Consider the following 18,512-nt stretch of genomic DNA (forward strand, 5'->3'; position numbering starts at 1 on the left):
CCTGTATTTGGTGGCTTTATTAATATATCAATTATGGAATTTGTTACTGTATGGCACTTAGCGCTTCCACAAGGTTCGCTTTTTTATGTCTGCTTAATGGCAGTAACTCTTTATCGATCTCAATATTCTTGCTATTGTATCGCTCAATCTTGTCCAGATTTACAATATAAGATTTGTGAGTACGTAGAAATCGTTCACTCGGTAATTCTTTTTCGAAGGATTTCATGGTAGCCAGCACGACAAAATTGTCTTTCTCGGTGACAAATTTTACGTAATCTCCTAATGCCTGTATATACTTCAACTTACTTAAAAATACTTTACGATTTTTAAGGTTGCTCTTTACAAATATAAAATCATCGTCTTCCTGTATTGGAGCCTGATGTTTCAGTTTATATAAATTTACCGCTTTATTTACAGCGTTGTTGAATCGATCTTTGGTGACCGGTTTATGAATATAATCGACAGCATCATAATCAAAAGCTTTGAAAGCATACTTGGTCTTACCGGTTACGAAGATGATCTGGGGTTTGTTTGGAAGATTATCCAACAGTTCAAAACCTGAAAGTATAGGCATTTCAATATCTAAAAAAATAAGATCGGTTTCGGTGTCCAGCAATCCATTCTTAGTCTCAATCGCATTATTATATTCAGCGACAAGTTTAAGATTGGGGTGGTCTTTAATCAATTTAACGATTGATAGCCTTTGCAGGCTAGAATCGTCAACAACAGCACATTTAAGTAAAACTTCTTCCACAATAATCAGGTTAGACATTAACAATATTACTCAATATATATAACAAATGCAAGGTACAGATAGATTCGGAGGCTAAAAATAGTATTTTTACCTGTGTTATATGCTTTGAAATATGAATAATTAATTCTATTTTTGCAGCCGATTAAATTTAAAGTAGAATTTTATGAACAATTATGAAACTGTTTTCATCTTGAATCCCGTTTTATCTGATGAGCAGATAAAGGAGACAGTTAAGAAATACGAAGATTTTCTTGTTTCTAAAGGGGCTAAGATGGTAGCTAAAGAAGATTGGGGCCTAAGAAAACTGGCTTATGCAATCCAACACAAGAAGAGTGGTTTTTATCACTTATTCGAATACGAAGCTCCAGGTGAGGTGATCGAGCCTTTAGAGTTGGAATTCAGAAGAGACGAGCGTATGATGCGTTATTTAACTGTTAAGTTAGATAAACATGCTGTCGCTTGGGCTGAGAAGAGAAGAAAACGTAACAAGGAAAAAGCGTAATCATGGCAACATCTATTGAACAACAAGCAAAAGGAAAAAAAGACGGAGAGATCAGGTATCTAACTCCGCTTAATATAGAAACTACAAAGGCAAAGAAATACTGTAGATTTAAAAGATCTGGTATTAAGTATGTGGATTATAAAGATCCAGATTTCTTGATGGGATTTGTAAACGAACAGGGTAAATTATTACCACGTCGTTTGACAGGTACTTCTTTGAAGTTTCAGAGAAAGGTGGCTACTGCTGTGAAGCGTGCTCGTCACTTAGCACTAATGCCTTACGTAGGTGATTTATTAAAATAAAAAGAGGCAGTTATGGATGTAATACTTAAAAAAGACGTAGATAATCTAGGTTTTAAAGATGATGTTGTGGCTGTAAAGAACGGTTACGGTAGAAATTATCTTATACCTCATGGTTACGCTGAACTGGCAACTCCTTCTGCAAGAAAAGTTTTATCTGAAACTTTAAAGCAGCGTGCCTATAAAGAACAAAAACACATTGACGAAGCTAAGAAACAGGCTGAGAAACTTAACAATATTGAGATCAAGATGACTGCTAAGGCAGGAGCTGGTGATAAATTGTTTGGTTCTATCACCAATGGTGATCTTGCTGATGCTCTTGCTAAGGAAGGTGTAGAAATTGAAAAGAAATATATTAGCATCGCCGGTGGAAACATCAAGCGTTTGGGACAGTATGATGCAACATTGCGTTTTCATCGTGAAGTAGTTTCAAACCTTAGTTTCGACGTTGTAGGGGAAGCTTAATAATATTGTTTTATAACGAAGAGCCCGCTCATTTATGAGTGGGCTTTTCTTATTCTTTAAAAAATGAAGTACGCTCGTTTAACCAAAGAACAATTTGAAGAGATGCATCAGGAATTTATCAATTTCCTTGCAACTCAATCCATTACGGCAGATGAATGGAAGGAAATCAAGAAAGAACAGCCAAATGTCGCAGAAGATGAAATGGATCTATTCAGCGATCTCGTTTGGGAAGGTGTTTTGAATAAAGTGGAATATCTTGAACATTTTTCTCAACAACAGGTTTTTCTTTTCTATATATCCCAGGTATCTATCAATCTAATCGCTATAAAGGTAGAGAATGACGCTGTAGATATTACCACAAGAGAAGGTTATCAATGGTTGCAAACCAATCTCATGAACGAAATGGTCAATATTTATACTTCATCCAAAGTTCTCAGCGACGATCGAAATAAAGATATTTTCGCGTTGATCAAACAAGGAGCGAACATCACTAAAGGAGAGCTTTATGCTTACTTTAAAGAGATTGTGGATAAGGACGCTTAGCGCTATTCATATCTAAGTGACTCTATAGGGTCTTGTTTTGCAGCCTTGGCAGCAGGATAGCTTCCGGCGAGTATGGCTACTAATATTGTGATTCCCGTTGCCCAAAGCATAGCTTTCCATGGCGTTGTAAAGTCAAAATCCAGGGAAGAGGCTACAGCCCAGCCAATAAGGATACCGAGTAAGATTCCCAACAGTCCGCCAAGCTGACCAATTACCAGTGTTTCGAGAAAGAATTGGGTGGCAATGGTATTTTTCTTTGCACCAAGCGCTTTTCGAACTCCGATCTCACGCGTTCTTTCAGTAACGCTTACCAGCATGATGTTCATTAAGGCGATGGATGATCCGAAAATGGTGATAATCGAAATGATCCAGGCAGCAATATTTAAAGCTCCGGTAATTTGAAGAATACGATTAATAAGGTCATCACTTCTTTCGATTCCAAAATTGTTATCCTCTCTTGGATTTAAACCACGAATATTTCTGAAAGTTATGATCGCTTCATCCATGGCCGATTCCAGAAATTCCTTATCCTCAACTTTCACACTTAAACTATAGTTGATATTAGGCTGGGAAAAAATAGAACGAGCATGTTGGATAGGAATGAAAACTCTTAGATCCTGGTTGTTTCCAAAGGTACTTCCCTTACTTTCCAGAATTCCAATTACCCTGAATTTTGCTCCTCTGATGCTTATTGTTTTATTGACAGGATCCATTCCATTGAAGATACCATCTTTATAGTCGGCACCTATCACAGCGACATTATTGTTGTTATTGATGTCGAAAACATTGAATTCTCGACCTTCTTCCACTTTAAGTCCGGAGTTTTCCAGATAATATTCATTCACGCCTAATACTGAAATGTCTGGGTCTGTCTTTTCATTTTGATATTTGATCTCTGCAGAACCCGTTCCTGTAAAGGAGATCGCAGTCTCGGTAAATGGAAACTGAAACTTATCCTTGAACTCTGTCACTTCCCGGTAGCTAATAGTTGGGTTTACCTTTCGGTCCTCATTGCTTATTCTCTCTCTAAATTCGTAGCGTTGCAGATTAAAGGTATTGGCGCCCATGGAAGCAAAATCCTGACTAATGGTGTTCTCCAGAGCCGCTACTGCGCTCAGAATTCCTACCAGTGCTGTGATTCCAATAGCAATGATTAGTACGGTTAATACAGTTCTTAGTGATTGATTTCTTATGGAACTTAGAGCAATTCTAATATTTTCCCGCAGGAGTGAAAACATGGGCTAACTTTTCGATCTTATCGATTAGACTATAAAATTATAGGTTTGTTACTTAAAATATCAATTTTGTTTGGGTTCGCTTAAAAATTAAGATATTTGCACTCCTTTAAAAATCATATTTCAGCTTAGAACTTTATGGCACAAAAACCATCAATTCCAAAAGGTACCAGAGATTTTTCTCCGGAAGAAGTAGCAAAGAGAAACTATATCTTCGATATCATCAAGACTCAGTTCAAAAGTTTTGGTTTTCAGCCTATCGAGACTCCCAGTTTTGAAAATTCTTCCACTTTGATGGGGAAATATGGTGAAGAGGGTGATCGTCTTATCTTTAAGATTCTCAATTCCGGAGACTATTTAAAAAAAGCCGATGCTACAGCCCTGGAATCAAAGGACAGTATCGCATTAACCTCTTACATAAGTGAAAAAGCTTTGCGTTATGATCTTACCGTTCCTTTTGCCAGGTACGTGGTTCAGCATCAAAATGAGATAGAATTTCCTTTCAAGCGTTATCAGATTCAACCGGTCTGGAGGGCAGATCGTCCGCAGAAAGGCAGATTCAGAGAGTTTTTTCAGTGTGATGCTGATGTAGTAGGGAGCGATAGTCTCTGGCAGGAAATAGAATTTATACAACTTTATGACTCGGTTTTCACAAATTTAAAATTGGAAGGTGTGAAGATCAAGATCAATAATCGCAAGATCCTTTCTGGATTTGCTGAAGTTATTGGAGAACAGGATAGACTAATCGATTTTACGGTAGCTCTGGATAAGCTGGATAAGATTGGTGAAGCTGGAGTTCGAAAGGAAATGATGGAAAAAGGTATTTCTGAAAGTGCCATCGAAAAAATATCTCCAATTTTTGACCTTCAAGGGTCTTTTGCTGAAAAGATCTCTGGTTTACAGTTGATTCTGAAAAATTCAGAAACTGGTATGAAAGGCATTGAAGAACTACAGTTTATTGAAAATGCCATAGCCGAAATGCCATTGAAAACCGCCAGCCTTGACCTTGATGTGACTCTGGCCCGCGGACTCAACTATTACACCGGAGCTATTTTTGAAGTTGCGGCACCCGATAGTGTGAAGATGGGAAGCATTGGAGGAGGAGGAAGGTATGATGATCTTACCGGAATTTTTGGTCTAAGGAATATGAGCGGGATGGGAATTTCATTCGGTTTGGATCGTATTTACCTGGTGCTTGAAGAATTGAATCTTTTTCCTAAAACTGTTCTTGAAAATACCAAAGTTCTTTTTATCAATTTTGGAGACAAGGAATCCTTGTATGCGATGAAATCCATCAGATCCTTAAGAGAAGCCGGAATCAATGCTGAACTTTATCCAGATAGTTCCAAAATGGGTAAACAAATGAAATATGCCGATAAGCGAGATATTCCATTTGTTATTCTTGCTGGAGAAGAAGAAATTGAGCAGCAGATTTTTACAGTGAAACACATGAAAACCGGCGAGCAGGATAGACTCAGTCTGGAAGAGCTTACTGCAAAACTTTCTTCATTCTAATGTTTACTTACGGCAGTGAGTTTTTCCATCTCATCTTCAGTAAGTTCGATGCTAACAGCCTCTTCGAAGCTTTTTAGATGCTCAGGCTTTGTTGCGCTGGCGATAGGTGCCGTTATACCAGGTCGCTGCATTATCCATCTCAGAGCAATTCCTGCCTGCGAAATATTATGATGGTCTGATATATCTTTGAGTGCATTTAATACATTTTTGCCACGATTATCAAAATAATCTCCAAGGAACTGTTCCCGGTCACTACCTTCAATATCTTCAATACTTTGATATTTTCCTGAAAGAAAGCCGCTGGCCAGGCTAAAATAGGAGATCACTCCAAGACCATGTTCCTGGCAGATATTCTGTATATCACCTTCAAACTTATTTCGCTGCATTAAACTGTATTCTGGCTGAAATACTTGGTATTTTGGTAGTCCTTCGTTTTTGGCAGCATTTAAGGACTCACGCAAACGCTGAGGACTCAGATTAGAAGCTCCAATCGATCTCACTTTTCCCTGTTCTATTAATTTTTGATACGCTCCAAGAGTTTCTTCTACCGGAGTTTTATGATCATCCCAATGTGTAAAATAAAGATCTATATGATCGGTTTGCAATCGTCTCAGGCTATCTTCAACTGCCTTAAGGATATGAGTTTTGGAAATATCCTTATCTCCTCCTTGTTGCATGCTGGAACCTACTTTAGTGGTGATGGTTAGTTTATGCCGGTTCCCTCTCGATTTCATGTATTTCCCAATAATACTTTCAGATTCTCCACCAGAGTTACCTTTGGCCCATCTGCTGTATACATCTGCGGAATCGATTAGATCGAAACCCATGTCCAGTAATTGATCCATCATCCTAAAGGATTCTTTTTCAGTGATCGTCCATCCAAACACATTACCTCCAAAAACAATTGGAGGTGTTTTTAATGCTGTATCTCCTAACTTCTTCTTTACCATATTTTAATTATTATCTAATTCAGTTCCTGCAGTTTGCTTTAATGATAATAGTATCGAACCTATTAAAATAAATAGGATAAAACAAAGAGAAATCCAGATTGGTATCTCATAAAGATCACTAATTAAAAATTTGAGTCCAACAAAAGCCAGTATGATTCCGAGCCCTTCGTTTAAGTACACAAAGCGATCTTTCATGTCTGCAAGTAAAAAATATAAAGCTCTCAGACCGAGAATCGCGAATGCATTGGAGCTCACGATGATGAACTCATTTCTGCTTACCGCTAATATTGCCGGAATGGAATCTACGGCGAAGACCACATCAGTCAATTCAATAATGATCAAAACGGTTAACAGGGGAGTGGCAATCTTTTTACCATTTTCAATTACAAAAAAATTGTCCTCACGATAACCTTCAGTCTGAGGAATTACTTTGCGTACCCAATTAAAAATTCTATTGTTAGCAGGATTCGCTTCAGTATGGTCATTTTTAAAAATCTTATACGCGGTGAACAGCAAAAAAGCTCCGAATATATAAATGATCCAGTGAACATTATTGATCAGGGCAATTCCGCCGAAAATAAAAATAACTCTTAGAACAAGCGCGCCAAAAATTCCCCAGAAGAGTACCTTATGCTGAAACTCCTTCGGAACCTTAAAATAGCTAAACAGGACAGCCCAGAGAAATACGTTATCCATAGAGAGCGATTTTTCGATCAGGTATCCAGCAAGGTATTCACCTGCCGCCATAGATCCCTGCCACCAGTATATCACAGCGGTAAATAGAAGGCCCAGGCTTATCCAACCTGCACTGTACCATACAGCTTCTTTAGTGTTGATCTTATGGGGTTTACTCATCACCAGTTTTAAGTCTACAATAAGAAGTATGCAAATAAAGACAGCAAAAGCTATCCATACCCATGCATCCACCATGATATCTTCGGAAGTTGGAGCCATAGGCTCTATAGAAACAGACAAAACTGTTGACAGAATACTCATTTTTTTAAAAGCAAATGAACATCAATTTCAGTTTCAGCAATATGTTTTTACAACAACTATAACAGTTAAAACCTCAGGAACAGGTAACTAATAAAAGCTTAAGTTATGATCCAGAAAATAAACCAGTTACATCAAGAAGTATTCAGTAATAATCATAAAAAAATACTAAGGTTTATCTAATTGATTGATCTATGCAATTTATTCTCTAGCTTTAAAAGGTGTTCTGTTTCCAGAATACATTTACCAACCAAAAGCATTAAATAATGGATTTAAAACAACACCCTGATACTGAAGAACTGGTATTGAATATTAATGGGGAAGATGTGAGTATTAGAATTTCGGCATGGACGACACTGGTGGATGTCCTGCGGGAGCACCTAAAGCTTACAGGAACCAAAAAAGGCTGCGATCATGGCCAGTGTGGTGCCTGTACGGTACTCGTGGATGGAAAGCATATAAATTCATGTTTGACCCTTGCCGCGATGCAAACAGGTAAAGAAATAGTTACCGTGGAAGGTTTAACCAATGGAGAGGAACTACATCCAGTACAGGAAGCATTTATTAAACATGACGCATTTCAGTGTGGATATTGTACTCCTGGACAGATTTGTTCTACCATTGGTTTACTGAATATGGAGAAGGGTAGCAATCCGGCAGAAATAAGAGATCTAATGAGTGGCAATATTTGCCGCTGTGGAGCCTACGCTAATATTTATAAAGTAGTGGAGGAGTTGAAAGAAAGGAATGTAAAAGGCTTGTCCCAAAACAACGTTTAGACTATGAATAATATATCATACAATAGGGCAGAAAGTGTCAAAAATGCCAGCGAGCAATTTGGGACTGATAAAGAGATGAGCAGATTTATTGGCGGTGGTACCAATTTGCTGGATCTTATGAAATACCGCGTGGAAAATCCAGAACATCTAATTGATATTAATCACCTGGATCTTTCAGAAGTTGAAAATACAGATTCCGGAGGTTTGATTTTAGGAGCGACCAGGACCAACGCAGATACTGCCTACCATGAAGAAGTAGAAAAGCGATATCCATTACTTTCTGAAGCCATGCTTTCTGCTGCCTCGGCACAATTACGAAATATGGCGACCAACGGGGGTAATTTATTGCAACGTACCAGGTGCTTCTATTTTTACGACACTGCTACACCTTGCAACAAAAGAGAACCGGGAAGCGGGTGTTCTGCATTGGAGGGTTTTAACCGTTTACATGCCATCCTTGGTGAAAGCGAGCATTGTATCGCAACTCATCCTTCAGATATGGCCGTAGCGCTTGCGGCTCTGAATGCGACAGTTCACGTTGATGGAACATCTGGCAAAAGATCTATTCCTATACTGGAGTTTCATAGACTGCCTGGTGACACTCCTCATATCGAGACCAGTTTAGAACCAGGTGAAATTATTACCGGAATCGAACTTCCGGAAAAAGGCTTCGCAAAAAACTATCATTACTTAAAAGTTAGGGACAGGCCCTCTTATGCTTTCGCATTGGTTTCTGTGGCAGCTGCACTTGAACTGGACAATAATACCATCAAGGACATTAGAGTTGCTTTGGGTGCGGTTGCGCACAAACCCTGGCGAGAGCCTTCCGTAGAAAAAGAATTTATAGGAGAAGATGCTACGATAGGGAATTTTGAGAAGTTGGCAGCTAAGCTTACGGAAGGAGCTACCGGATACGGAGATAATGATTTTAAAATTCCGCTGATTAAAAAATCTATAGTAAGGGCATTAACAGAGGCAATGAATAAATAGTATGATAGCAGAGACAAAATATATAGGGAAACCCACAAGAAGGGTAGATGGTATAAAAAAAGTGACCGGTAATGCAGAATATAGCGCAGAATTTAACCCGGAACATTTAGTGCATGGATATATCATAAACAGTACGATTTCTAAAGGTAAAATCGTGGCTGTTCACGATGAGGAAGCTTTGAAAGTTCCAGGGGTAAGACAGGTTTTTACTCATAAAAACATTCCAATTGAAGTCAAAATTGATTCTGATTATACCGATCCCCTGGCGCCTCCAGGAAACCCTTTCCGACCTTTCTATGATGAAAACATTCTTTATAATGGTCAACCGGTAGCCTTGATCATCGCAGATACTTTTGAGACTGCGGCCTATGCTTCTGGACTGGTTGAAATAGAATATGAGAAAGATGAGGGCTGTGAAGTTGACCTCAAAGCCAATCTTCAAAATGCAACCAGAGAGGATGTTCCTGATCCTCCAGAGCCTCGGGGTGATGCAGCAAAAGCTTATGATTCTTCCAAATACAAGGTTGATGTTGAATACTATTTGCCTCGACACTATCAAAATCCCATGGAAACTTTTGCGACAGTAGCTATCTGGAGTGAAGAAGAGCAGGGATTTACCATTTACGACAAGATTCAGGGAGTGGGAAGCAGTCAGCAATATATCTCTGGAATCTTTAATCTCGAAAAAGAAAAGGTAAGGGTACTATCCCCATTCGTTGGTGGAGGTTTCGGGTCTGGCTTAAGGCCACAATACCAGCTTTTCTGTGCGGCGATGGCCTCAAAAGTGCTTAAATTGCCGGTAAAAGTCGTGATGACCAGGGCTCAGATGTTTAGTTTTGGGCATAGACCTGCCTGCTTACAAAGATTAAAGCTTTCCTCAGATAAATCGGGTAAACTGGAATCAATAACGCATGAGGCATTTGGAGAAACTTCCAGATTCGAAAAATTTAATGAGACTGTTGTCGACTGGTCTGGAATGATGTACCAGTGTGATAATGTGCAGTTCGACTATCAGTTAGTGCCATTAGATGTATATACGCCCATGGATATGCGTGCACCTGGCGGAGCTACCGGAATGTATGCACTGGAGTGTGCTATAGACGAACTGGCTATTGAAGCTGGAGTAGATCCGCTTGAATTCCGATTAATAAATTATGCTGATAGAGACCAGAATGAAGACAAACCTTATTCTAGCAAAGAACTAAGAGCTGCTTTTCTAAAAGCATCTGAAAGTTTTGGCTGGGATAAACGAAATGCCAAACCCGGTAGTATGGAGGCTGGAAACAGTCTTGTAGGCTATGGCATGGCTACTGGAGTTTGGGAAGCTTTACAGCAGGAATCTGCAGCAAAGGCAATTTTAACTGCGGAAGGAAAACTTACGGTTAGTAGCGGAACTGCAGATATTGGAACGGGAACGTATACGATCATGTCCCAGATAGCAGCAGAAATTGTAGGCGTTCCACTAGAAAATGTGGAATTCCAGCTTGGAGATTCCAGTTTGCCAAAGGCTCCAATTGAAGGTGGTTCCTGGACCGCTTCTTCAGTAGGTTCTGCGGTAAAATTGGTTTGTCATGAACTTCAGAAGAAGATATTTGGATATGCTCAACAGAGTTTTCCAGAAGAGTTGAAGTATGCAATGTTCGAAGATGCACAATTCAGTGATAGGCATTTGAGTGTAAAATCAAATAGACTAAGTTATTCTGAAATTTTAGCGGCTTCCGGAAATAATTCTGTAGAAGTGAGTGTGAACTCTCAACCAGCTGATGATAGAAGTAAGTATTCCTGCTATTCGCATTCCTGTGTGATGGTAGAAGTGCATGTAGACAAGGATACCAAAATGATCACGGTCCCCAGAGTGGTAAGTGCCATCGCAGGAGGTAAGATTCTTAATCCCAAGACCGCTGAAAGTCAGATTCTTGGGGGAATAACCTGGGGAATAAGTATGGCTTTAGAAGAGGAAGGAATGATGGATAGTCGAAACGGGAGAATTATGAACGCGAACCTGGCAGAATATCATGTTGCTGTACAAGCTGATGTTCAGGATCTTGAAGTGATATTTGTGCCGGAACATGATGAAATTGTGAATCCGTTGGGAGCAAAAGGTCTTGGGGAGATTGGTATTGTTGGAGTGGCTTCCGCAATTTGTAATGCCATTTACAATGCCACTGGCAAGAGAGTAAGAGAATTACCTATTACGCTGGATAAGTTGGTGTGAAGTGTAACATAAAACCATTAAAAAGCAAAAAGGGATTTCGAACATACGAAATCCCTTTTTTCTTGTAGCGAGACCGAGATTTGAACTCGGGACCTCCGGGTTATGAATCCGACGCTCTAACCAACTGAGCTACCTCGCCATAACAATTCTGCATTTGAAGAAACCTTTCAAAAGCCTTGCTAATTCAGGCCTCACGTGTTTTCCTTATTGCGGGTGCAAATATAGAAACAATTTGTATTGACGCAAACTTTATTTTCTAAAATATTTATTTTGATTTCTTTTAATCCTTCCAATTAATATCTATATTGCCCGAAACTAACTAATTTAGAATGGAAGAAAAGACAAAATACGAAATGGAGTTTCCAATTCAGGCTTCACCTTCGCTATTGTATCAATATATTTCAACTCCTTCAGGATTAAGCGAATGGTATGCTGATAATGTGAACTCCCGTGGTGAATTTTTTACTTTTATCTGGGAAGGTAGTGAGGAGAAGGCCAAGTTAATGAGTAAGAAAAGTGATGAACGTATTAAATTCAAGTGGATCGATGATGAAGATTCTCCATATTTCTTTGAATTAAGAATTCAGGTTGATGATATTACGAAGGATGTCTCCCTAATGATCACAGATTTTGCAGAAGAAGATGAGATCGATGAAGGGAAAATGTTGTGGGAAAATATGGTTTCAGATCTTAAACAGATATTAGGATCTGCCTAGAAAAGTCTTAAGATAATAGTACCTTTGCCCCGTTTTAAACGGGGTTTTTTTATGATCAATTTAAATGGAAATTTAGTTCAGGATTCAGAAGCAACTATTTCGGTTCTCAACAGAGGTTTTGCTTATGGAGATTCAGTTTTTGAAACTATCAGGGTTATCAATGGTAAAATAATGTTCTGGGAGGATCATTATTTTAGAATGATGGCTTCCATGAGAATTATGAGAATGGAAATTCCAGCCAGTTTTTCACCCGAATTCCTGGAGAAAGAAATACTTGAGATCGTTGAGAAAAATGATTTAAAAGAAAAAGCTGCGAGAGTTAGGTTTGCCGTATTTCGTAATGAAGGAGGTTTTTATACTCCGGCGACCAGAGAGATTGGTTATGTGATGACTGTGTTGGAAATGGAGAATTCATTTTATCTGCTTAATTCCGGAGACTACGAGATAGAATTATTCAAAGATCATTATGTGGGTAGCGGTTTACTTTCGACGATCAAGTCCAATAACCGTGCGGTAAACGTGCTAGGGAGTATTTATGCTAAGGAAAATGACTATCATAATTGTTTATTGCTGAATGAGAAGAAAAGTGTAGTGGAGGCGCTCAACGGGAATTTATTTCTGGTTTCTGGCACGAAAATTAAAACACCACCTCTTACAGATGGAGTGTTGAATGGGATCATACGGAAGCAGTTACTGGAAATCCTCAAAAAAACAGATGACTACGAATTGGAAGAAGCTTCGATCTCTCCTTTTGAATTGCAGAAAGCTGATGAACTTTTTATCACGAATGTTGCGGTTGGCATTCAGCCGGTTTCGAAATACCGTAAAAAGCAGTATAATTCAGAAGTTGCCAAGAACCTTCTTAGCAAGCTGAATGTAAAAGCAAGATTAGGCTAATTAATTGTATGACGGATTTTCCGGAGAGTTCGACCAAAGCATATATTCACCACCTAATTCTATCATTTTATCTTTCCAGAATGAAGAATAAGGCTTTTCAAGAAGGTCCTTATTATCGTCGTTCGCAGTGACCACCCAGGAATGAGAATTTAACTCTTCATCCAGTTGCTGTGCATCCCAGCCAGAATAACCCAGAAAGAATTTGATCTGTTTATCTGTGATAAGATCCTTGGATATGAGTTCCATAACGGCTTCAAAATTCCCGCCCCAGTAAATACCATGAGCAATTTCAATACTGTCTGGAATTAGATCTGGAATTTTATGAATAAAATAGAGATTATCCTGCTCCACCGGACCTCCATTGTATACATCAAAATTGCCCTTGATTTCAGGAATAAGATCCTTCAATGTGAAGTCAAGAATTTTATTCAGGATAAATCCTACCGATCCGTTCTCAGAATGGTCGGCTAGTAGAACCACCGAGCGATTAAAAGAGACATCTCCAATGATGGATGGTTCTGCAACGAGAAGATGGCCCTTGGTTGGTTTCAACGCAATCATTTGTAGCAGTCTTTAGAACTAAACTATATTTTTTCTGTTAAAAAAGCAATACATATCTAAAAATTTTAGATAAAAAAAGCCTTCCTAAGGGAAGGCTTAAGATATTTACAATGTAAATTATTAGTTCACAGCTTTTTGTAAATCAGCTCCGGCTTTAAATTTCACTACGTTTTTAGCAGCGATCTTAATAGTTTTTCCGGTTTGTGGGTTTCTTCCTTCACGAGCAGCTCTTTTAGATACAGACCAAGATCCGAATCCTACTAATGATACTCTATCTCCTTTTTTAAGAGATTTTTCAACGTTTTCTAGAAAAGACTCTAATGCTTTTTTAGCTGCTGCTTTAGAAATTCCAGCATTCTCAGCCATTGCGTCGATTAAATCTGTTTTGTTCATAATTTGAATTTTAAATTAATTGTTGGTTAAACATTCTGTTAAACTGGTTTACAAATTTATACGGATTTCCCGTCCACGCAAGTAATGACAAGGGAAAAGCCCGTATTTGTTGATAACTCGGTTGATTTGTTAATAAAGATAATTGTTTTTTATTAAAATCCAACTAAATCAGTATTAATAAGGGTTCAGCGCAATTTTGCATTTGCCGAAAATTTAAAGCCATTTAGAAGCGAGCGAGTTTCCATTTTTCGTTTTCCCGGAAGTTGCATTTGCTTAATTTCTATAAATCCACCTTTCGCGGCAATCATCAATTGTTTGTCTTCGACCAGAACCTTTCCAGAAGCGTGATCGTGATCTCTGGAATGACTAATTGCGTCATAAATCTTTACGGTCTGCTCCTCTGCGTCTGCATTGTCTAAATAACACCAGGCAGCAGGGTAGGGGTTGAGTCCGCGTATGTGGTTGTAGATCTCATGTAAAGGCTTCTCCCAATCGATCTTTGTATTCTCACGATTTAGTTTCGGTGCCTCTTTGAGAGATCCTGAATCTTCCTGAGCAATTGGCATGGTTGTTCCTTTAGAGATTGCCTCAAGGGTTTTTACTACAAGGCCTGATCCTTTATTCATCAATCTGTCATGAATGGTTTCCAGGTTTTCGTGTTCCCCAATGAGAATCGATTCCTGCATGATCATAGCACCAGTATCAATTTTCTCGTCCAGAAAGAAAGTGGATATTCCAGTCTCTTTCTCTCCATTCATGATCGCCCAGTTTATTGGAGCAGCTCCGCGATACTGAGGAAGTAAACTTGCATGTAAATTAAAAGTGCCAAGCTCAGGATAGTTCCAAACAGATTTAGGAAGCATTCTAAAAGCGACCACCACCTGAACATTTGGATTAATTTCCTGCAGTTCCTGCTGAAATTCTTCAGATTTTAGATTAGTGGGTTGGAGAACTTTAAGATTTCTGGAAACAGCAAAGGTCTTTACGGCACTTTCTTTTAATTTTCTTCCTCTACCGGCCGGTCTATCGGGAGCGGTAACCACGCCTGCAACATTATAGCCAGCTTCCAGTATTGCTTCAAGGCTTTTCACGGCAAATTCCGGAGTACCCATAAATACTATCCTAAGATCAGTCATTTGTTGAAATTTTATACTTATTTGTTATTGTTTTTTGTAAAATTCCCCGTTCCAGAAGTAAACCTATTACCTTCAGAATTGAGGCTTCTTTATAATTTAGTAGTGCGATAATTTCCTTGCTGTCCAGGGCTCGAGATTTCAACAATTTCTGCAAGGCTAGAAATATCTCATTCATTTCATCCCTGCTCAAATCATTGGTTTCAGCATTGCAAACCGAGCACCTGCCACATTTTTCAGGATTCGTTTCACCAAAATATTTTAGTAACTGTATCTGCTTGCAAAGCTGATCATTCTGAACGAAATCCAGCACGGCAGTAATCTTTTCTCGTTTGGTCTTATTATACTTTGAAATAAATCCAGAAACTGGATTGATAGTAGATTCGTCTTCCCTGGGAACAAGAAAGGTGATAGAAGCGTCATGCTTAGCCATGGTAAACTCGATAACCTCTTGTTGCTGAAGTTCTTCAAATAGATTTATGCACTCCTGTTCCTGCAGATCTGCTTTCTCGGCAACAGATGACATATTGAAGTTCACCAGATTATCGAAAACACCACCATAATTCCTTAATAAAGTTCGTAACAGATGGGCATATTTAGGATTGTCATCGAGATATAATTCCAGTTGCTCCCCGCTTAGTTTGATCATAATTTCAGTCTTCTTCTGAAACTGCTGCGAAAGTCGAAGCACACTGCATCGATCCAGTAGTTGCAGCGCATTATAGGTTTTGCCAGAAATGAGGTGGTATTGATGACAGAATGCTGAAAAATTAAAATCACAGACCTGGTTTTCGCCTTCCCCATAAGCAATACTGAAATAAGCATTCAATTTCCTGTAAATGAACTTTACATCATCCACCGATGCCAGGTTATTGATAAACTGATTCTTAAGAACAGGGATATCGCCGGCATTGGTTAGTATAACGGCTTTAGAGGTCTTTCCATCCCTTCCCGCTCTTCCTGCTTCCTGAAAATAACTTTCCAGACTTTCCGGCAGATCAATATGAACAACTGTTCGAACATCGGGTTTGTCGATACCCATTCCAAATGCAGTCGTAGCGACCATGACACTAATATCGTTATTCATCCATGTTCTGAACCTGGCGGTTTTTTCCTCTTTTTTCATTCCGCCGTGGTAGGCAGCAGCAGTAATGCCATTCTTATTTAGAAAATCTGTGATCTCACGAGTGGCATTTCGGCTTCTAACATACACGATAGCCGATTCATGACCCAGCAATCTGGTTAATCGAAAATATTTGTCCTCCGTTTTAACCACTTCATAATACAGGTTGGTTCTTTCGAATGATTTTGTGAATACCTGCCGGTTCTTAAGCTGAAGCTGCTCACAGATATCCTTCACCACCAATTTAGTTGCAGTTGCTGTAAATGCAGCCACAGGAGGCTCAGGGATTATTTCTCTTATTTCTGAAATGCTACGATATGCAGGTCTGAAATCGTGTCCCCATTGTGAAATACAATGCGCTTCATCCACTGCGATTAAATTCACATTCATTTGCTTCAGTCGTTCTTTAACGATTTCCTGCTGAAGTCTTTCCGGACTGAGGTATAGGAATTTGAAATTTCCGAAGATGCAATTATCGAGCGTTCTATCCAGATCGGCATAAGACATGCCGCCAGTAATGGCCATTGCTTTGATATTTCTTTTCTGAAGCGCCTGTACCTGGTCTTCCATTAAAGAAATTAGAGGAGATACCACCACGCAAATACCATCCATTAACATTGCGGGAACCTGGAAGCAGATGGATTTGCCGCCACCGGTAGGGAATAAGGTTAAAGTATCCTGTCCACTTAAAATAGCTTCTATGACTTCCAGTTGTGATGGCCTGAATTCCTGGAAGCCCCAATATTTTTGTAGAATTTTTAAAGCTTCCGTTTGCAATGGATTAAAGTTGGTTCAGTATAAATTTAGTTCTTTCCGCTACACTAGCTTTAGGGATTTTAATTGGGTTATATCCAAAGCGCTTATAAGTGTCGTAAAGATATCCAGAGATTTTGACCGCTTCCTCGTAGGTCTCGTATCGTTCATTATCGCTTTTATAAATCTCCTTCCAGGGAGGCAGAATAAACACATGGTCATAAGCATGATCCTGGCATGTGTTGTTGAATATTTCTGGATAGACGGTATCAAAGTAGTCCATGTAAGCTACTACATCGGGCAATCCGCGATCTAAAAAGATACGATTCGCTGTCGAACTGGAAGCTTCCCTGAACTGGTTCAATCTTCCTTCCAGTAATTTTTCACTGAAGAGTAATGGCTGCTCCAAAAATAGCTGATCGATACCATCCCTTTGTGCTTCAAGGGTTACCTGCCTGGAGATCTCATGAATACAATTTTCTCCTTTTGCTTCCAGATCGTGTATGATGGAAGATTTCCCGGTACCGGGTCCACCGGTAATGACGATTTTCATAGTTTTCACGCGGCAAATTTCGGTAAATGAATTTGATTATAAAAATGAAGTCTTTCCTTGTATCTTTGCCATAAAAGAAGGAGAAATTATGAGTGATTCGACAAATCCGGATGAATTTTACGCAAAACTTAAGAAACAGCTTCAGGATACCGCCATGTGGCCTGCGGAATATCTCTATAAATTTATTGTTCCAACCAAAGGTGATAAAATAACCCAGGTAGAAGATATTTTTGATAATATGGGAGCTGTGATCAACACGAAACAATCAAAAAAGGGAACCTACACCAGTGTTTCCATTAACGTGAGAATGAAAAATCCAGATCACGTGATTGAAAAGTACAAAGAAGTTGCAGAGAAAGTGGAAGGAGTCATTTCTCTTTAACGATCATACAATTGCGCTATTTTCTTGTCATTCTTACTGAATATTTAGTATTTTGCAGGCAGGAGAAAACTTCTATTAAATTACCTAATTAAATCTCAATTTTGACAAACGCTTTAGAATATAACTCTGAAAGGAGTAAATTGATCATTCCTGAATATGGCAGACATTTGCAAAAAATGGTGGAACATGCTGTAGCAATCGAAGATGATAAAGAACGGAACAAAGTTGCCAATTCAATTATCGCTGTAATGGGTAATATGAATCCGCATCTTCGTGATGTGCCAGATTTTCAGCATAAACTATGGGATCAGCTATTTATGATCAGTGATTTTAAACTGGATGTTGAATCTCCCTTTCCAAAACCAACCAGGGAAATGCTTACAGAGCGTCCCGAAATGCTTGATTATCCTGAAAACAATCCTAAGTACAGGTTCTACGGAAACAATATCAAGCGTATGATCGATGCGGCAAAGGACAAGGAGGAAGGTGATTTTAAAGATGCCCTGGTGATGACGATCGCTAATCATATGAAAAAATCTTATCTGAACTGGAATCGCGATTCTGTGGATGATGAGGTCATAATCAATCATCTAAAAGAGTTGAGCGGTGGAAAGATCAATCTCAAAAATGCCGATGAAGATCTAACCCAGGCCTCAGAACTTATTCGTGGAAGCGGATCAAATAAGAAGAAATATACAAAGAACAAAAAACATTCTGGCGGCCGCAAACCAGGTCGTAAACGCCACTAATATCTTGCTTTA

21 protein-coding genes and 1 tRNA gene are annotated in these 18,512 nt (G+C 39.0%); 12 read left to right on the forward strand and 10 right to left on the reverse strand.

The window, feature by feature from the left end:
- Positions 1-43: 43 nt before the first annotated feature.
- On the reverse strand, positions 44-772 hold the full coding sequence (locus G529_RS0113670) for a LytR/AlgR family response regulator transcription factor (RefSeq protein WP_245566934.1): 729 nt from the start codon (positions 770-772) through the stop codon (positions 44-46).
- A gap of 145 nt (positions 773-917) precedes the next feature.
- Here G529_RS0113670 and rpsF point away from each other — a divergent pair, with 145 nt between their 5' ends.
- From rpsF to G529_RS0113690, 4 genes are all read left to right on the forward strand, one after another.
- Positions 918-1,256 carry a 30S ribosomal protein S6 gene (gene rpsF, locus G529_RS0113675; RefSeq protein WP_026916062.1) on the forward strand — a complete coding sequence of 113 codons (339 nt, stop codon included), beginning with the start codon at positions 918-920 and terminating at the stop codon, positions 1,254-1,256.
- Positions 1,257-1,258: 2 nt separating this feature from the next.
- Positions 1,259-1,558, forward strand: a complete 300-nt coding sequence (gene rpsR / locus G529_RS0113680) for a 30S ribosomal protein S18 (RefSeq protein WP_026916063.1) — start codon at positions 1,259-1,261, stop codon at positions 1,556-1,558.
- A gap of 12 nt (positions 1,559-1,570) precedes the next feature.
- Positions 1,571-2,020 carry a 50S ribosomal protein L9 gene (gene rplI / locus G529_RS0113685; protein WP_026916064.1) on the forward strand — a complete coding sequence of 150 codons (450 nt, stop codon included), beginning with the start codon at positions 1,571-1,573 and terminating at the stop codon, positions 2,018-2,020.
- 63 nt (positions 2,021-2,083) lie between these two features.
- Positions 2,084-2,563 carry a DUF6495 family protein gene (locus tag G529_RS0113690; protein ID WP_026916065.1) on the forward strand — a complete coding sequence of 160 codons (480 nt, stop codon included), beginning with the start codon at positions 2,084-2,086 and terminating at the stop codon, positions 2,561-2,563.
- Positions 2,564-2,565: 2 nt separating this feature from the next.
- On the opposite strand, the gene G529_RS0113695 is transcribed toward G529_RS0113690, so the two are convergent.
- Entirely contained in the window at positions 2,566-3,801 is a 1,236-nt protein-coding gene (locus G529_RS0113695) for an ABC transporter permease (RefSeq protein WP_026916066.1), read from the reverse strand.
- A gap of 135 nt (positions 3,802-3,936) precedes the next feature.
- Here G529_RS0113695 and hisS point away from each other — a divergent pair, with 135 nt between their 5' ends.
- On the forward strand, positions 3,937-5,313 hold the full coding sequence (gene hisS / locus G529_RS0113700; protein ID WP_026916067.1) for a histidine--tRNA ligase: 1,377 nt from the start codon (positions 3,937-3,939) through the stop codon (positions 5,311-5,313).
- On the opposite strand, the gene G529_RS0113705 is transcribed toward hisS, so the two are convergent.
- On the reverse strand, positions 5,310-6,263 hold the full coding sequence (locus tag G529_RS0113705; protein ID WP_026916068.1) for an aldo/keto reductase: 954 nt from the start codon (positions 6,261-6,263) through the stop codon (positions 5,310-5,312). The genes hisS and G529_RS0113705 overlap by 4 nt on opposite strands.
- Positions 6,264-6,266: 3 nt before the next feature.
- Positions 6,267-7,259 carry a TerC family protein gene (locus G529_RS0113710; RefSeq protein ID WP_084509793.1) on the reverse strand — a complete coding sequence of 331 codons (993 nt, stop codon included), beginning with the start codon at positions 7,257-7,259 and terminating at the stop codon, positions 6,267-6,269.
- Positions 7,260-7,522: 263 nt separating this feature from the next.
- Here G529_RS0113710 and G529_RS0113715 point away from each other — a divergent pair, with 263 nt between their 5' ends.
- The 3 genes from G529_RS0113715 to G529_RS0113725 are packed head-to-tail and all read left to right on the forward strand — an operon-like array spanning position 7,523 to position 11,240.
- A complete protein-coding gene (locus tag G529_RS0113715) occupies positions 7,523-8,035 on the forward strand; it encodes a (2Fe-2S)-binding protein (protein ID WP_026916070.1) in 513 nt (170 codons plus the stop codon).
- A 3-nt stretch (positions 8,036-8,038) separates the two neighbouring features.
- Positions 8,039-9,025 (forward strand): FAD binding domain-containing protein, encoded by a 987-nt coding sequence (locus G529_RS0113720; protein WP_026916071.1) that lies wholly within the window; start codon positions 8,039-8,041, stop codon positions 9,023-9,025.
- 1 nt (position 9,026) lies between these two features.
- Positions 9,027-11,240 carry a xanthine dehydrogenase family protein molybdopterin-binding subunit gene (locus G529_RS0113725; protein ID WP_157514683.1) on the forward strand — a complete coding sequence of 738 codons (2,214 nt, stop codon included), beginning with the start codon at positions 9,027-9,029 and terminating at the stop codon, positions 11,238-11,240.
- Between the two features lie 65 nt (positions 11,241-11,305).
- On the opposite strand, the gene G529_RS0113730 is transcribed toward G529_RS0113725, so the two are convergent.
- Positions 11,306-11,379: transfer RNA gene (locus G529_RS0113730), tRNA-Met, on the reverse strand.
- A gap of 190 nt (positions 11,380-11,569) precedes the next feature.
- Between G529_RS0113730 and G529_RS0113735 the strand changes: the two genes are divergently transcribed.
- Together G529_RS0113735 and G529_RS0113740 are read left to right on the forward strand one after the other, a co-directional pair.
- Positions 11,570-11,956, forward strand: coding sequence for an START-like domain-containing protein (locus tag G529_RS0113735; protein ID WP_026916073.1), 387 nt, complete (start codon positions 11,570-11,572; stop codon positions 11,954-11,956).
- 51 nt (positions 11,957-12,007) lie between these two features.
- Positions 12,008-12,853, forward strand: coding sequence for an aminotransferase class IV (locus G529_RS0113740; RefSeq protein ID WP_026916074.1), 846 nt, complete (start codon positions 12,008-12,010; stop codon positions 12,851-12,853).
- Here G529_RS0113740 and G529_RS0113745 read toward each other — a convergent pair whose 3' ends face one another.
- From G529_RS0113745 to G529_RS0113765, 5 genes are all read right to left on the reverse strand, one after another.
- The gene (locus G529_RS0113745; protein ID WP_026916075.1) at positions 12,854-13,414 is read right to left on the reverse strand and encodes a YqgE/AlgH family protein; all 561 of its coding nucleotides are present in this window, start codon (positions 13,412-13,414) and stop codon (positions 12,854-12,856) included.
- A 120-nt stretch (positions 13,415-13,534) separates the two neighbouring features.
- A complete protein-coding gene (locus G529_RS0113750) occupies positions 13,535-13,807 on the reverse strand; it encodes an HU family DNA-binding protein (protein ID WP_006990442.1) in 273 nt (90 codons plus the stop codon).
- 185 nt (positions 13,808-13,992) lie between these two features.
- A complete protein-coding gene (gene fmt / locus G529_RS0113755) occupies positions 13,993-14,943 on the reverse strand; it encodes a methionyl-tRNA formyltransferase (protein WP_026916076.1) in 951 nt (316 codons plus the stop codon).
- Positions 14,936-16,840, reverse strand: a complete 1,905-nt coding sequence (locus tag G529_RS0113760) for a RecQ family ATP-dependent DNA helicase (RefSeq protein ID WP_026916077.1) — start codon at positions 16,838-16,840, stop codon at positions 14,936-14,938. Before G529_RS0113760 ends, fmt begins: the two co-directional genes overlap by 8 nt.
- A gap of 4 nt (positions 16,841-16,844) precedes the next feature.
- A complete protein-coding gene (locus G529_RS0113765; protein ID WP_026916078.1) occupies positions 16,845-17,378 on the reverse strand; it encodes an AAA family ATPase in 534 nt (177 codons plus the stop codon).
- Positions 17,379-17,457: 79 nt separating this feature from the next.
- On the opposite strand from G529_RS0113765, the gene G529_RS0113770 reads away from it, so the two are divergent.
- On the forward strand, positions 17,458-17,751 hold the full coding sequence (locus G529_RS0113770; protein WP_026916079.1) for a DUF493 family protein: 294 nt from the start codon (positions 17,458-17,460) through the stop codon (positions 17,749-17,751).
- Between the two features lie 101 nt (positions 17,752-17,852).
- Complete coding sequence (locus G529_RS0113775) at positions 17,853-18,500, forward strand: DUF4290 domain-containing protein (protein ID WP_026916080.1); 648 nt, start codon at positions 17,853-17,855, stop codon at positions 18,498-18,500.
- Positions 18,501-18,512 lie beyond the last annotated feature (12 nt).

Origin of the sequence: Christiangramia portivictoriae DSM 23547, assembly GCF_000423045.1 — a bacterium.
GTDB classification, from domain to species: domain Bacteria; phylum Bacteroidota; class Bacteroidia; order Flavobacteriales; family Flavobacteriaceae; genus Christiangramia; species Christiangramia portivictoriae.

What these genes read in the sequence shown, in the direction of transcription:
- G529_RS0113670 (WP_245566934.1), bottom strand. Translation starts at nt 772, where the DNA reads ATGTCTAACCTGATTATTGTGGAAGAAGTTTTACTTAAATGTGCTGTT.
- rpsF (WP_026916062.1), top strand. Translation starts at nt 918, where the DNA reads ATGAACAATTATGAAACTGTTTTCATCTTGAATCCCGTTTTATCTGAT.
- rpsR (WP_026916063.1), top strand. Translation starts at nt 1,259, where the DNA reads ATGGCAACATCTATTGAACAACAAGCAAAAGGAAAAAAAGACGGAGAG.
- rplI (WP_026916064.1), top strand. Translation starts at nt 1,571, where the DNA reads ATGGATGTAATACTTAAAAAAGACGTAGATAATCTAGGTTTTAAAGAT.
- G529_RS0113690 (WP_026916065.1), top strand. Translation starts at nt 2,084, where the DNA reads ATGAAGTACGCTCGTTTAACCAAAGAACAATTTGAAGAGATGCATCAG.
- G529_RS0113695 (WP_026916066.1), bottom strand. Translation starts at nt 3,801, where the DNA reads ATGTTTTCACTCCTGCGGGAAAATATTAGAATTGCTCTAAGTTCCATA.
- hisS (WP_026916067.1), top strand. Translation starts at nt 3,937, where the DNA reads ATGGCACAAAAACCATCAATTCCAAAAGGTACCAGAGATTTTTCTCCG.
- G529_RS0113705 (WP_026916068.1), bottom strand. Translation starts at nt 6,263, where the DNA reads ATGGTAAAGAAGAAGTTAGGAGATACAGCATTAAAAACACCTCCAATT.
- G529_RS0113710 (WP_084509793.1), bottom strand. Translation starts at nt 7,259, where the DNA reads ATGAGTATTCTGTCAACAGTTTTGTCTGTTTCTATAGAGCCTATGGCT.
- G529_RS0113715 (WP_026916070.1), top strand. Translation starts at nt 7,523, where the DNA reads ATGGATTTAAAACAACACCCTGATACTGAAGAACTGGTATTGAATATT.
- G529_RS0113720 (WP_026916071.1), top strand. Translation starts at nt 8,039, where the DNA reads ATGAATAATATATCATACAATAGGGCAGAAAGTGTCAAAAATGCCAGC.
- G529_RS0113725 (WP_157514683.1), top strand. Translation starts at nt 9,027, where the DNA reads ATGATAGCAGAGACAAAATATATAGGGAAACCCACAAGAAGGGTAGAT.
- G529_RS0113735 (WP_026916073.1), top strand. Translation starts at nt 11,570, where the DNA reads ATGGAAGAAAAGACAAAATACGAAATGGAGTTTCCAATTCAGGCTTCA.
- G529_RS0113740 (WP_026916074.1), top strand. Translation starts at nt 12,008, where the DNA reads ATGATCAATTTAAATGGAAATTTAGTTCAGGATTCAGAAGCAACTATT.
- G529_RS0113745 (WP_026916075.1), bottom strand. Translation starts at nt 13,414, where the DNA reads ATGATTGCGTTGAAACCAACCAAGGGCCATCTTCTCGTTGCAGAACCA.
- G529_RS0113750 (WP_006990442.1), bottom strand. Translation starts at nt 13,807, where the DNA reads ATGAACAAAACAGATTTAATCGACGCAATGGCTGAGAATGCTGGAATT.
- fmt (WP_026916076.1), bottom strand. Translation starts at nt 14,943, where the DNA reads ATGACTGATCTTAGGATAGTATTTATGGGTACTCCGGAATTTGCCGTG.
- G529_RS0113770 (WP_026916079.1), top strand. Translation starts at nt 17,458, where the DNA reads ATGAGTGATTCGACAAATCCGGATGAATTTTACGCAAAACTTAAGAAA.